Source organism: Flavobacterium cheniae (assembly GCF_004363695.1).
Classification (GTDB): domain Bacteria; phylum Bacteroidota; class Bacteroidia; order Flavobacteriales; family Flavobacteriaceae; genus Flavobacterium; species Flavobacterium cheniae.
Window position 1 is genome coordinate 1 of the sequence record NZ_SNZC01000008.1, and the last position, 15,320, is coordinate 15,320.

Consider the following 15,320-nt stretch of genomic DNA (forward strand, 5'->3'; position numbering starts at 1 on the left):
CAGATGGTACTGCAGTTATGTGGGAGAGTATGTCGCCGCCTTTCTTTTGAAAAGCCCTATCAGTAATGATAGGGCTTTTTTGTTACCAATATAGCGTCTCTACGAGACTAAAAAACCACCTCATAAGGGTGGTTTTGTTGTTTTTATACTTCATGAAACGCTAACGCAAGCGTCTCGCTCGTGGATTTGTGGACACGAGCGGGACGCTCGCGCTAGCGACGTAATTTTTGCGAACTAGTGAACTAATCCTAGTTATATTTAGGATTTTTGAATGGTTGTAGTGCTATTACCAAGTGTTAGCATTACCTAAATAGCCTCTACAATTTACCTGTTATTTTAAAATATATAATTATAATCCCTAAAACTATAAAAGCAATAGAGCCAAGTATTCCACTTAAAAAAGGTTGAAGAGCTGAGTTGGTATCACGTGTCGTATTCTTAATAGTATCATTTAATTTCCATAAACCAAAAATGATTGATATAATTGCAAAAATATAATTGAACATTAATAAGTGAATTATTTTTCTATTTTATTCTTTAGGTTTTGTTCTTGTTTGGTTTTTTAACCTTCCAGTTCAAGTGCGAATCTTTTAGTTTGTTTTGTGAATTTTAAGCAATTTATAAATTATTTTACAATAAATATTAACTGAAAACTAATTCCGCGTTAGGGATAGGAGCAATTGTTTGAGCTCTTACTTAAAATGCCTAAAGATTTTAAGTAAAGCGAGTGCGGATAGCCCGACCCTTGTGGTAACGACCAAAAAAAATCCGACTCTTGTGAAGTCGGATTTCTATATTAATTTAGGTGTGATTATTTCACTAAACCTCTTGAAATTACAATTCGTTGAATTTCTGAAGTTCCTTCGTAAATCTGTGTAATTTTTGAATCACGCATCATTCTTTCTACGTGGTATTCGCTTACGTAACCATTTCCGCCGTGAATTTGAACAGCTTCATTTGCTACCTCTAAAGCGATTTCAGAAGCATATAACTTAGCCATAGCACCAGAATGTGCAATATCTTCACCATTATCTTTTTCAGTTGCTGCTTTATGAATTAACAATCTAGCACATGTAATTTTTACATGCATATCAGCTAATTTGAATGCAATTGCTTGGTGGTTAAAAATTGGTTTTCCAAAAGCTACACGCTCTTGAGAATATTTCAATGCTAATTCATAAGCTCCTTGCGCAATACCTAAAGCTTGAGATGCAATTCCAATTCTTCCTCCGTTTAATGTTGACATCGCGAAAGCAAAACCAAATCCGTCTGCACCAATTCTGTTTTCTTTAGGAACTTTTACATCATTAAATAATAAGGTATGTGTATCAGAACCACGGATTCCCATTTTCTTTTCTTTTGGACCTACTTCAAAACCTGGCATTCCTTTTTCCACGATAAGAACATTAATTCCTTTATGTCCTTTTGAAGCATCAGTTTGAGCAATTACTAAATAAGTAGAAGCTGTTCCACCATTTGTAATCCAGTTTTTAGTTCCGTTTACTAGATAATGGTCACCCATATCAATAGCAGTTGTTCTTTGTGATGTTGCATCTGAACCTGCTTCTGGTTCTGATAAACAGAAAGCACCAATTACTTCACCTTTAGCTAACGGAGTTAAGTATTTTACTTTTTGTTCTTCTGAACCATATTTTTCTAAACCAGCACAAACTAATGAGTTATTTACTGACATGATAACCGCTGCAGAAGCATCAACTTTAGCAATTTCTTCCATTGCTAAAACATATGATAAACTATCTAATCCAGCACCACCGTATTTTGGATCAACCATCATTCCTAAGAACCCAAGTTCCCCCATCATTTTTACTTGTTCTGTTGGGAATTTTGAATGTTCGTCTCTTTCAATAACTCCAGGTAATAATTCTGTTTGAGCAAAATCTCTAGCAGCTTGCTGAATCATTAAATGCTCTTCGGTTAATTTAAAATCCATATTATTTAGATGTAATGTTTGATTATTTTGTAATTTCAGGAACCAAATGTAAAGATTAATTACCAAATTTTCAATAACAATTTGTAATTTTAACCCATGTTTAAAGAAAACTATAACGTTATCGGAGTTATGTCGGGCACATCGTTAGATGGTGTCGATTTAGCTTACATAAAATTCAATCATTCAGAGAATTGGACGTTTGAAATTTTTCAATCCGAAACTGTTTCTTATTCTGAAGAATGGCTTAACAAATTGAAAAATGCGATTCATTTCAGTCATTCAGAATTAGAGGAATTGAATAGTGGTTATACAAAACTTTTAGCATCAATAATTTCCGATTTTATTTCTAAACATAATCTTACTGAAATTGATGCCGTTTGTAGTCATGGTCACACGATTTTACACCAACCTCAAAACGGATTTACACTTCAAATTGGGAATCTTCCAATGATTAGAGATTTAGTTAACCAAACGATTGTTTGTGATTTTAGAGTACAAGATGTGCAATTAGGTGGTCAAGGTGCGCCATTGGTTCCGATTGGTGATGAATTGCTTTTTTCTCAATATGATTATTGTTTGAATTTAGGCGGATTTTCGAATGTGTCATTTAATGAAAATGGGAACCGTATTGCTTTTGATATTTCGCCCGTAAATACCGTTTTGAATTTTTATGCGAATGAATTAGGTTTTCCATATGATGATGCTGGGAATTTAGCAAAATCTGGAAATGTGAATCAGGATTTATTGAAACAATTGAATGGTTTGGATTTTTATAAAGCATCTTATCCAAAATCTTTAGGAATGGAGTTTGTAAATGCGGAAATTTTCCCACTTATGCATTCTTTTTCAATCGACGTAAAAGATAAACTTCGAACTTTTGTAGAACATATCGCTATTCAAATTGCGAAGATTTGTGATAAACCTCATGCGAAATTATTCATTACGGGAGGTGGAGCTTATAATCGATTTTTAATTGAGAGATTACGTAATTATTTACCTACAACTGAAGTTGTAATTCCAGATGATAAAACCATTCAGTTTAAGGAAGCATTGATTTTTGCATTTTTAGGTGTATTGCGATTACGAAATGAAATTAATGTATTGTCCTCAGTAACAGGAGCTAGTAAAAATCACTCTTCTGGAGTAGTTTTTATGTAAATGTTATAAAAAACTAAAAAGTGTAGTTTAGGCTTCGGTGCTTAAACAGAATATGTATATTTGTAAAACCAAAAAAATTAACCAACACAATGAAAGATTTATTAAAGAAATTTGAAAACAAAGAACCAGAAATAGTATTTAATTGGAAAGACCCAGAAACTGATGCAGAAGGATGGACGGTAATCAACTCGTTAAGAGGTGGAGCTGCAGGTGGAGGAACTCGTATGCGTAAAGGGTTAGATATGAACGAAGTACTTTCGTTAGCCAAAACTATGGAAGTTAAGTTTTCGGTTTCAGGACCAGCTATTGGTGGTGCTAAATCGGGTATTAATTTTGACCCAAACGATCCTAGAAAAAAAGGTGTTTTGGAAAGATGGTATAAAGCAGTTTCTCCATTATTGAAAAATTACTACGGAACTGGTGGCGATTTGAATGTAGATGAAATTCACGAAGTTATTCCTATGACAGAAGATTGTGGTGTTTGGCATCCACAAGAAGGTGTTTTTAATGGTCACTTTAAACCAACAGAAGCTGATAAAATCAATAGAATCGGACAATTACGTCAAGGGGTAATTAAAGTGATTGAAAATCCAAATTTCTCTCCAGATGTAAATAGAAAATATACAGTTGCCGACATGATTACAGGTTATGGTGTTGCCGAAGCGGCTCGTCATTACTATGATATTTATGGAGGAACAATTGTTGGAAAAAAAGCTATCGTTCAAGGTTTTGGAAACGTAGGTTCGGCAGCCGCTTTTTATCTAGCGCAAATGGGAGCTAAAGTAGTTGGAATCATCGATAGAGATGGTGGTGTTATCAATGAAAACGGATTCTCTTTCGAAGAAATTACAACATTATTCTTAAACAAAGACGGAAATAAATTGGTAGCAGATAATATGATTCCTTTTGCTGAAATCAATGAAAAGATTTGGTCAATGGGAGCTCAAGTATTTGCTCCATGTGCAGCTTCAAGATTGGTTACTAAAGACCAGGTTGATAGTATGATTGCTTCTGGATTAGAAGTGATTTCAAGTGGTGCAAATGTGCCTTTTGCTGATAAAGAAATTTTCTTTGGTCCAATTATGGAAGAAACTGATAAAAAAGTGAGTTTAATTCCTGACTTTATCGCAAATTGTGGTATGGCAAGAGTTTTTGCTTATTTCATGGAGAAAAAAGTACAAATGACAGACGAAGCTATTTTCTCTGACACTTCTAACAGAATTAAAAACGCAATTCAAAATGCACATGCTATAAATTCTGATAAAAAGAACATTAGTGCAACTGCTTTTGAAATCGCTTTGAAACAACTTGTATAAAAAATAAATCATGGAAGCAATATTAATACTTCTATTTGTTATTGGATATTTGTCTATTACTTTAGAACATCCATTAAAGTTAGATAAAACTGTGCCAGCACTTATGATGGCTGCTTTGATGTGGGCTTTGCTTGCGATAGGTTTTCATAACGGATGGTTTTCTGTAGTTGATGGACATGGAGCTATTTTTAATATTAATTCTGGAGATATTCATCAGCAAGAGCATGGGTTCGAAGGGTTGCTTTTGCATCACGTAGGAAAAGTAGCTGAAATTTTAATTTTCCTAATTGGAGCCATGACTATTGTTGAATTAATCGATTTACACAGAGGTTTTGATGTTCTTAAAGGAATGGTTAAAACCAAAAGTAAAATTAGATTATTGTGGATAACAGGGATTATTGGATTTATATTATCTGCTGTTATAGATAACCTTACAGCGACTATTGTATTGATTTCATTGTTGAGAAAATTAGTCCATGATAGAGAAGAGCGCATTTGGTATGCTTCTTTGGTTGTTATCGCCGCCAATGCTGGGGGTGCTTGGTCTCCAATTGGTGATGTAACAACAACTATGTTGTGGATTGCTAAGAAAGTTACTGCTGGTGGATTGTCAGAATATATTATTATTCCTGCAATATTGTGTTTTGTTGTTCCTTACGCTTTGGCTTCAAGAATGAAGGTATTTAAAGGAGAAATCATGATAGATGAAAAATCTCATGAAGAAAGAGAACGATTGTTAAGTAGCAAAACGATGCTTTGGTTAGGTTTAGGTGCAATTGTTTTTGTTCCTATTTTTAAAACTATAACACATTTACCTCCTTATGTAGGAATGATGTTAAGTTTAGCAGTAGTTTGGTTGGTTTCTGAATACATACACCCAGAAGATAATTTTGATAAAAGTAGAAAACATTTATACTCTGCTAACAAAGCGCTGTCTAGAATTGAGATTTCAAGTATCTTGTTTTTCTTAGGAATTTTAATGGCAGTTGCTGCTTTAGAAAGTTTGGTTTTTGGTTCGATTAATGGAGTTGAAGTGGGTACATTGCGTTATGCTGCTGAAAGTATTTCTAATGCTATTCCTAATATGGATGTTGTGGTAATATTATTAGGAATTTTGTCAGCTGTTATTGATAACGTGCCTTTAGTTGCTGCTTCTATGGGAATGTATACATATGAAATTGATCATTCAATTTGGCATTTTATTGCTTATTCTGCTGGTACAGGCGGAAGTATGTTAATTATTGGTTCTGCAGCTGGTGTAGCTGCCATGGGAATGGAAAAAATTGATTTCATTTGGTATCTTAAAAAAATCACTTGGTTAGCTTTTGCAGGTTTTATTGCAGGAGCAATGGCTTTCTTATTTATTGAACATTATATTAGATAACAATATTTAGAATTTATACACGTTTTAATTACAAATTAAGTATACATTATGAGTTTATTTCTTCAAGCCGATAGTTTAGCGGTTGCTAGTCAAGTAGTAACAGAAGCACAACCTACAGAACAAACCTTATCCATGTGGAGTTTATTAACTAGTGGTGGAATTGGAGGCCAATTAATCATGTTGGTTCTTTTTATTCAGTTGTTTTTTGCTCTATTTTTATATTTTGAGCGATTAATGGCCATTAACAAAGCTTCTAAAATTGATGCTAGTTTTATGAACAACATCAAAATGAATATTATGTCGGGCAAAATTGATGCTGCCAAAATGTTATGCGCACAAACCAATTCACCTGTTGCAAGATTAATCGAAAAAGGAATTTCTCGTATAGGAAAACCATTAGAAGATATTAATACTGCAATAGAAAATGCTGGAAACTTAGAATTATATAAGTTAGAAAAAAACACTAGTATGTTAGCTACTATTTCAGGAGCCGGACCAATGGTTGGTTTCTTGGGAACAGTTGTTGGTATGATTCTTGCCTTTCATAAAATGGCTAGTGGGGGCGGACAAATTGAAGTTGGTGCATTAGCAGAAGGTATTTACACTGCTATGACCACTACAGTTGTTGGACTAATTGTTGGAATTATAGCTTATGTTGGTTACAATCACTTGGTAGTAAAAACGAATAAAGTGGTTAACCAAATGGAAGCCAATGCGGTTGATTTCTTAGATTTATTAAACGAACCAGTATAATGAAGTTAGGTAAAACTAGAAATAAAGTTTCAACAGAATTCAACATGTCGTCAATGACCGATATTGTATTCTTGTTGCTTATCTTTTTTATGATAACCTCTACTATGGTAACTACGAATGCATTAGATTTAGTGTTGCCAAAAGCAAAAGGAAAAACGGATAGTAATAAAAGTACTTCAGTAAGTATTGATAAAGATTTGAATTTTTTCATAGATAAAGATAAAATCAATGAAGCTGATTTAGAAAAACAATTATTGGCTTTAATGGCTAATTCTGATAATAAAGCTATTGTTTTAAGAGCTGAGAAATCAGTTCCTCATGAAAAAGTAGTTAAGGTTATGGAAATTGCTTACAGAAATCAAATAAAAATGGTTATTGCGGTAAATCCAAAATAGAAAAAAATGAAATTTTTAGAAACATCAGAAGAAAAAAAATCATTCACAATAACGTCGGTTATTTTTGTGATACTTTTTCTGTTGTTTACTATTTTCGGATTAACGTATATGGATCCACCACCAGAAAACGGAATCGCAGTTAACTTCGGAACTAGCGATACGGGTAGTGGAGAAATTCAACCAACAGAACCAGTACAAATGTCACCAGATCAAGTTAAAGCAGAACCTGTTCCAGCAGAAGAAGACGATGTCTTAACGCAAGATGAAGAGGCACCAGTTACTTTACCAAAAAAAGAGGTAAAAAAACCAGTTGTTAAGCCTGCGGAAACAAAACCTGTTGTTAAACCAACAGAAACAAAACCAACAAAACCTAGCAATAGTGCCTTAAATAGTATTATTAAAGGCCCAAAACAAGATGGAACATCACAATCTGGTCATGGAGATGATGCTGAAGGTGGTGATAAAGGTAATCCAAACGGAAGTTTATATGCCAATAGTTTTTATGGTGATGGTTCGGGAAGTGGGAAATCATCAGGAAATGGAACAAGCTGGGGGCTTGCAAATAGAAGAATTTCTTCGCCTGGTACAAAATCATTACAATGTGGAAATGAATCGGGAACAGTTGTCGTTCAAATAACGGTAAATAAAAATGGTTCAGTTGTAAAAACCCAGTATGTAAAAGGTACAACAAACACAACACAGTGTGTTTTAGACGCTGCTTACAAAACAGCCAAAACTTTTAAATGGCAACCCGATGCTAACGCACCAGAAACTCAAATTGGTTTTGTGGTAGTGAATTTCCAAGTAGGAGAATAATAATTCTTTGTTATCCCATTTAAAATGACGTATCAAGAAACAACAACATGGTTATTTAACCAGTTACCTATGTTTCAAATGCAAGGCGCTTCAGCCTATAAAAAAGATTTGACCAATACTTTGTTGTTGGTAGAACATTTGCAACATCCCGAAACCAAATTTAAATCCATTCACGTAGCGGGAACCAATGGAAAGGGTTCTACTTCGTCGATGCTTGCTTCAATATTACAAGAAGCGGGTCATAAAGTAGGATTGTATACTTCACCTCATTTAAAAGATTTTCGCGAACGCATCCGTATTAATGGAGAAATGATTTCCGAAGCTTTTGTTGTTGATTTTGTAGCCCAAAACAAATCGTTTTTCGAAGACAATCAATTGAGTTTTTTCGAAATGACCGTTGGTTTAGCCTTTGATTATTTTGCCCAAGAACAAGTTGATGTAGCTGTAATTGAGGTTGGAATGGGAGGTAGATTAGATTCTACGAATGTTATTACACCTTTAGTTTCTGTGATTACCAATATTGGATTTGATCATACTCAATTTTTAGGAGATACTTTACCAAAAATAGCCGCTGAAAAAGCTGGAATTATCAAATCTAATATTCCTGTTGTAATTGGAGAATATTCAGAAGAAACAAAACCTGTTTTTATGGATAAAGCGAAATTAGAAAATACTCCAATTTATTTTGCTCAAGATAATCCAGAAGTTGCTTACGAATGTGCTTTATTGGGAGATTATCAAGTTCATAATAAGAAAACGGTTCTTCAAGCTATCGAATTATTACAATCACAATTTAATATAGAAGAAAAGCATATTAAATTAGGATTAAAAAATGTAGTTCAGAATACAGGATTATTTGGTAGATGGCAAATTTTAAAACAAATACCCTTTACGGTTTGCGATACAGCTCATAACAGTCACGGATTGAAAATAGTATTGAATCAAATTCAAAAATTCCATTTTGAAAGGCTTCACATCGTTTTAGGTGTAGTAAATGATAAAGATTTAGATTCAATTTTACCTTTATTTCCAAAAAATGCCAATTATTATTTCTGTAAACCAAATGTCCCAAGAGGATTAAATCCAGAAATTTTACAGAAAAAAGCAACTGAATTTGGATTGTCTGGAGAAGTATTTAATTCTGTTTCAGAAGCTTATGAAGAAGCGATAAATTTGGCTAAAGATTCAGATTTTATTTACATTGGTGGTAGTACTTTTGTAGTGGCAGAAATTGTGTAATTTTTTTTCAAAAACACTTGCAATTATAAATATTCAGTGTATATTTGCACTCGCAATACGGTAATAGTAAAGCATCTTATTGGGGCGATTAGCTCAGCTGGTTCAGAGCACCTCGTTTACACCGAGGGGGTCGGGGGTTCGAACCCCTCATCGCCCACCAAATTTAAATCCTACAGAAATGTGGGATTTTTTTATGTGTATAGTTTTTGTAAAAAAATAAGCTGTCCAAATTTGAACAGCTTATTTTTTAATTATGTTTTTTTGAGTGCTTATTCTTTAATAAAACGTTTTGAAACTGCTGAATTACCATCTGTAACTTCAATAATATAAATCGCTGGCATAAGAGCGCTTACATTAACAGCATTATTTTCAATAAGACCATCTGCAACTTGTTGCCCCATTAGATTGTAGATTCGGTAAGAAGTAGCATTTTCATTTTCAATTCCTGAAAAATAAACGATATCTCCTTTTACTGGATTTGGATATAATTTAAAATTAATTTTTGCTATTTCATTTATTTCCGTTGTTTCTTCTTTGGTCGTTGTAACTTCATCAGCACTTCTGGTTGTATTCGTAACGATGTTGATGGTGTAATCTTCTACTTCTCCAGCTGAAAATGTTTCACACGCTGTTGGTAATGAATTATTTTTCATTGAAACTCGCATTACCGTATTACCAGTCAAAGCATTAGTAGGAATGTATAATGGACCACTTACTGATTTTAATTTTGTGTTTGATTTTGAAAATACTAATTCAGAAGTTTCAAAAGTTCCATTTTGATTAAAATCAATCCATACATTATAATATTCTGCTCTTGCAGCTCCAAACCATTTTGGAGTAATCATGATTTTAGTTGTTGAACCAGTTGCTAAATTGATTGACATAGCTCTGTAATTGCCATATCCGTTGTTGTTTCCAGAAGTGTTGTTGAATGTATCAACCATAACACTATTAATGTATTCTGTAGCTGTAGCTCCTGTTGAATTACAATAGGTTGAATTATTGCTCGCTAAAGTAGTTGTTGAAGTAGTAATTGTAACGATATTACTTGCAACAGATGTATTTCCAGCTGCATCTTTCGCTTTCACATAAAAATTATATGTTGTTGCAGCTGTTAATCCGTTTACAATTAAAGATGTCGTTGTAGTACTAGCTTTAAAAACACCATTTTGATACACGTCATAACCAGTAACTCCTACATTATCAGTAGCGGTAGTCCAAGATAAATTCGTACTTGAAGTTGAAGTTCCTGAGGCTGTAAGTGTTGAAGTTGTTGGAGCAGTTGTGTCGGCTACAACTGAACTAGTGATTGTAAAATTTGTATTATTTACATCAAAGAAAATATGATTACTTCCTTTAACCATTATTCGGTTAGTAGTTCCTGGAATATTTGGAATTATTATATTTTGAGAACCATCATTAGGAGTTCCAGCAAGTAAGACTGTTGAAAATGTTTGTCCTCCATCTGTTGATAATAAAATATCAACATTAGCACAGTTTACACCATTTGCATTCGTACCAGCAACCGTCCAATTGATAGTTTGTGTAGTTCCTGCAGGATAAGAAATTGCGGCATTTTGAGAATCTACTGTGAAAGGACCAGCAACACCCTCTACAGTTACTATCATGTCATCAGAATTATTTGCTCCGCCTCCAATTCTATTATCTCTAACAGTTAGTCTGAAGTTCAATGTACGAGCAACTCCTGGTAATGTTTCTGAAATGATTCTAGATCCTTGAGTAGAACTTAATCCAGCCAAAATCGTATTCATATTAGGAAAATAACGTGTTGAAGAAGTTGATGGATTGTAAGATCTAAATAGCGAGCCTGTTGTAGCAGTGCTTGAAGGTACTGTAGTAGTCGCATTTCCTAAATCTATTTGTTCCCATGAGTAGGTTAGCGCGTCAGTACTATTAGCATCTGTAGCAGTGCCATTTAACATAAACGGAGTTCCTTTTGGAATGGTAAAATCTATTCCAGCATTAGCTACTGGTACAGCGTTACCTGTTACTATTATAGTTGCGCAAGTTTTAGTTTTAATTATATCTGTAACTTGTTGGATGCTAATGGAATGAAAATAAGCATCAGCATATTGTTGAATATCTTTGATAGTTACTCCAGCATATCCCATGATTGTTGATCCACTTCCTGGCTCTAGTTGCGCAATTGTTCCTTCGTTTGTGTGTGTGAAAGTATGATTAGCTCCTAGTTGATGTCCTATCTCGTGAGCTAAATAATTAATATCGAAAGTGTCACCTTGGTTATTAGTTGAATTTGCACAAGTGTAAGCTCTACCTTTAGAATTATCTACACCTATTGATCCTCTTGCTCCAGCATCTCCACTATTAACAGTTCCAGCGCCTAATAAATGACCAATGTCGTAATTAGCTTCTCCGATAGTTGAAGTTAAAATTGTTTGATTTTCTGTTTTCCAATTTGCTTTATTTGCATAATCCGAATAAGGATCTGTTGTCGAATTAGTATAGATAAGTGCATCATTATTGGCAATAAGAATCAATCGAACTCCAAAGTCTTTTTCAAAAACACCATTAATTCGAGTCATGCTATTGTTCATTGCTGCTAAAGTAGCTGCTTTAGTTCCTCCAAAGTAAGCCGTAAATTCTCCAGTAGCTGATAAAGCCAATCTAAAAGTTCTTAATTTACCATCATCAGCACCTCTTAAATGAGTTGTGTTGTTGTTTGGTTGAACCATATTAACTGCTTCATCAATAACATTACACTCAAATTTTTGAAATGCTTTTTTCTTGTCTGATTTTTTATAAACAGAATATGTAATCAAATCGTCCGACACCGGCTCAATAAATACAGCCGATTGATCAGGATATAATGTCATAGATTTGAATCCTAGAGGTGAATAACTGAAATATGCACGAGCATTTGGGTTATCAATCCCAACAGCCATATAAGATTTTATTTCAGGATATTTTGCTGCTAATTCTGGAGCCATAACGGAGTTTTCGTAAACTTTGAAGTTCTCTAATTTGCCTTCTCCATTTGGCAATGTTATGATTAAATTAGAAGTAGTGTTGAAGTTATCTCTTTTTGGAGATGTACTTAACATCTTTTTCATTGTAGATAAATCTAATTCGAAGATATTGTTTTGAGGTAAGTCAGTTTTTGTAATTTTTTTGGAAATTTCACTGGAATTATTTTTTTTCCATAAATCATTTTTGTTTTGAGCAGTTCCAATTGTAATTGTAAAAAGTAGAGCAGTACAAATTAATTTTTTCATTGTCATTTTCATTTTGTTAACCGGCTCAAAACTAAACATTTAAAAATATATCATCGATGAAATTAACAAAAAAATCGATGAAATACATCTTTTTCCAAAACTTTGTAAGATATAAGCTAAAATTTCGGATGTTTTTTTAAGAAAAAATATAACCATCTGATAGTCAGTTGTTTTTTTGAATAAAGTTTCCGTAAGAAAATTATTCGTTACTCAACAATAAAAAATTAGAAATGATATTAAAATTAATTTTTTAGGTTTATTTTGGGAAATAAAAAGCACTTAAACGGATTTTTTGTTGATTATATCTTTTATGCTAAATTGTAAAAAAACAGAAGTATTTTTTTACATTAAAAATATTTTTAGTTAATTGATTGTTAAATAGTTAAAGTTTATAAAATCATTTTAATTTGTTCGTGGATTAATGAAAATAGAGTTAAATTTGCTCCAATAATTTTAAAAAGAATTATTGAAGAGTGATAAGATTTGTAAATGAGATATAATTTTCAAAACAAATCAATCAACTTATAAGACGGTTCTATTGATTAATTTTGATAGCGATAAATGCTTCATAAAGATTAATCAATTAACAATTTCCCCTCTTTCCTTTTATTTTTTAAACTTCAATACAATATTGGAAAACTATTTGCTTTATTCAAAGCTCTTTTTCTATTCAAACCTACTGATGATATGGTACTAAAACCGTATTATTATGAAAAAATTTATTTTATTTTATCGTGAGAATACCCAATGGTTTAATGGCTCCTGGCAGCATTTAACGAAGGTATTTAAAGGTTGGTGTAAAACTTCGCATTTAAAAGAAGTTGAATTTAATAAAAATTGGTTCTATCGATTTACAATTTTACTTTTAGTGTTTGGTCAAGTTACTTTATATAGTCAGTCAAACACAAACAATTCGCAATGGGGAAAAAATGGCCCTGCTTCAGCTCCTGCTAGTCCAGTTAATTGGGCAAATGGAAATGCACAAGCGACAAATTCTCATTTTACTGAAGGGCAGTCGATTCCCACTCGTATCGAGTTGGCTGGTCTGACTCCAAATGTTCCGGCATCGGTTACATTTAATATTAATATTACTCAAGGTAACGATGGTCAACATGCTTTCGATTTTTTTACTGGACCTAATCGTATTGAAGAAATTGTAAGTCCTTTAGATGGTTTAACAGGTTATAATCCTGTAAAATCTACTTACGTATTTCCTATACCAAATGCAGGTAATACAGGTGGAGTACCAGCTGGTTATTATAATGAAACAGCACTAAAAATGGCATGTCAACAGAATGTTGATGCTGCTTTTCCAGATAAAAATTCTATTTGGATTTATAACGGAACTGTTTCAAACATCACCTATGTATGGGGAAATGAAGATGGTTTAAGTACTCAGCAAACTTATTGTACGGTAACATTTACGCCTACTTCAACAAAAGCTTTGTTAGTTTTAGGATGTCATATTGGAGCAGAACTTACAGCATCTTGCATTGGTTGGGGTGTAGGAAATGGTGCTTCGACAATCGGTGGCTCACCTTATCATTTTCATATAGACAATGTATGTTCGCCACTCAGTAATTGTGTTACTTTAGGAAGTCAAGATCAACAAATGGCTTCTAACACTATTATAGTTCCGCCAACTTGTTCAATAGCTCCTTCATCTGCGCAAATATGTGCAGGTGCAACTGCTGTTTTTACAGCATCTGGAATTAATGGTTCGGGAGGTGCGCCTTATACTTTTGCATGGACAGGTCCAAATGGATTTAGTGCTTCTATAGCCTCAATAAATGTAGGTGTAGCCGGAACGTATTCTGTAATAGTGAGCGATAGTAATGGTGTTCCAGCGGAAGCTCCTTGTACGGTGAATTTAGTCGTTCGTGACAATCCTGCTCCATCAGTAGATGATGAGGAAGCGTGTGTTGGTTCTACGGCAACGTTCAGTACAGCTTCAATTCCGGGTTATTCTTATCAATGGTATTTGAATAATAATATAATACCTGGAGCAACAAGCAATAGTTATACAACTCCGGCTTTAGCACAAGGTGATAGTGGTGGAGTTTATAAAGTAATTGTTATTGATGGCAATCATAATACAGCTTGTGATGGAGAAGACGCTGGTATTTTAACCGTAAATGCTTTACCAACCGTTGTTGCCAATGACGCAGAAGTTTGTACCGGATTTACAGTTCAATTAACAGCAGAGCCAGTAGGTGGAACATGGAGTGGAGCTAATGTAAGTGCATCAGGATTGTTCGATGCTGCAGGTTTAGCTGCAGGACCATACAATGTAACGTACACGTATTCAGATGCAAATCAATGTACTAATAGTGATGGCGCAGTGGTAACCGTAAATGCTTTACCATCAGTTGTTGCTAATAATGCAGAAGTTTGTACCGGATTTACAGTTCAATTAACAGCAGAGCCAGTAGGTGGAACATGGAGTGGTGCTAATGTAAGTGCATCAGGATTGTTTGACGCATCAGGATTAGCTGCAGGATCATACAATGTAACATACACGTATTCAGATGCAAATCAATGTACTAATAGTGATGGTGCAGTGGTAACCGTAAACGCTCTACCAACTGTTGTTGCCAATAACGCAGAAGTTTGTACTGGATTCACAGTACAACTAACAGCAAATCCAGCAGGCGGAACATGGAGTGGTGCTAATGTAAGCACATCAGGATTGTTTGACGCATCAGGTTTAGCTGCAGGACCATACAATGTAACATACACGTATTCGGACGCAAATGAATGTACGAATAGTGATGACGCAGTTGTAACCGTAAATGCACTACCATCAGTTGTAGCTAATAATGCAGAAGTTTGTACGGGATTTACAGTTCAATTAACAGCAGAGCCAGCAGGTGGAACATGGAGTGGTGCCAATGTAAGCGCAACCGGATTGTTCGATGCTTCAGGTTTAGTTGCAGGACCATATAATGTAACGTATACGTATTCAGACTCAAATGAATGTACCAATAGTGATGGTGCCGTGGTAACCGTAAATGCATTACCATCAGTTGTTGCCAATAACGCAGAAGTTTGTAC

Annotated in this window: 10 protein-coding genes and 1 tRNA gene; 9 read left to right on the top strand and 2 right to left on the bottom strand. The window is 34.1% G+C overall.

All coding sequences use genetic code 11. From position 1 onward, the window contains the following. Positions 1–811: 811 nt before the first annotated feature. Entirely contained in the window at positions 812–1,951 is a 1,140-nt protein-coding gene (locus C8D80_RS12585) for an acyl-CoA dehydrogenase (protein WP_133610962.1), read from the bottom strand. Between the two features lie 96 nt (positions 1,952–2,047). On the opposite strand from C8D80_RS12585, the gene C8D80_RS12590 reads away from it, so the two are divergent. The 8 genes from C8D80_RS12590 (at position 2,048) to C8D80_RS12625 (ending at position 9,172) form a co-directional block, all read left to right on the top strand. Then, entirely contained in the window at positions 2,048–3,109 is a 1,062-nt protein-coding gene (locus C8D80_RS12590; RefSeq protein ID WP_133610964.1) for an anhydro-N-acetylmuramic acid kinase, read from the top strand. An 89-nt stretch (positions 3,110–3,198) separates the two neighbouring features. Further along, entirely contained in the window at positions 3,199–4,425 is a 1,227-nt protein-coding gene (locus C8D80_RS12595; RefSeq protein WP_133610966.1) for a Glu/Leu/Phe/Val dehydrogenase dimerization domain-containing protein, read from the top strand. 10 nt (positions 4,426–4,435) lie between these two features. Further along, positions 4,436–5,809, top strand: coding sequence for a sodium:proton antiporter NhaD (gene nhaD, locus C8D80_RS12600; protein ID WP_133610968.1), 1,374 nt, complete (start codon positions 4,436–4,438; stop codon positions 5,807–5,809). 48 nt (positions 5,810–5,857) lie between these two features. Then, positions 5,858–6,562 carry a MotA/TolQ/ExbB proton channel family protein gene (locus tag C8D80_RS12605; RefSeq protein WP_133610970.1) on the top strand — a complete coding sequence of 235 codons (705 nt, stop codon included), beginning with the start codon at positions 5,858–5,860 and terminating at the stop codon, positions 6,560–6,562. Continuing rightward, a complete protein-coding gene (locus C8D80_RS12610; RefSeq protein WP_133610972.1) occupies positions 6,562–6,957 on the top strand; it encodes an ExbD/TolR family protein in 396 nt (131 codons plus the stop codon). The genes C8D80_RS12605 and C8D80_RS12610 overlap by 1 nt, the downstream gene beginning before the upstream one ends. A 6-nt stretch (positions 6,958–6,963) precedes the next feature. Then, positions 6,964–7,773 (top strand): energy transducer TonB, encoded by an 810-nt coding sequence (locus tag C8D80_RS12615; protein WP_133610974.1) that lies wholly within the window; start codon positions 6,964–6,966, stop codon positions 7,771–7,773. A 24-nt stretch (positions 7,774–7,797) separates the two neighbouring features. Next, a complete protein-coding gene (locus C8D80_RS12620) occupies positions 7,798–9,012 on the top strand; it encodes a bifunctional folylpolyglutamate synthase/dihydrofolate synthase (protein WP_133610976.1) in 1,215 nt (404 codons plus the stop codon). Positions 9,013–9,094: 82 nt separating this feature from the next. Continuing rightward, positions 9,095–9,172, top strand: a tRNA-Val gene (locus tag C8D80_RS12625). 109 nt (positions 9,173–9,281) lie between these two features. On the opposite strand, the gene C8D80_RS12630 is transcribed toward C8D80_RS12625, so the two are convergent. After that, on the bottom strand, positions 9,282–12,266 hold the full coding sequence (locus C8D80_RS12630; protein WP_133610978.1) for a reprolysin-like metallopeptidase: 2,985 nt from the start codon (positions 12,264–12,266) through the stop codon (positions 9,282–9,284). Positions 12,267–12,975: 709 nt separating this feature from the next. Between C8D80_RS12630 and C8D80_RS12635 the strand changes: the two genes are divergently transcribed. Beyond that, positions 12,976–15,320, top strand: a 2,345-nt coding sequence (locus tag C8D80_RS12635) for a hypothetical protein (protein ID WP_211341874.1), incomplete at its 3' end; no start/stop codon positions are given.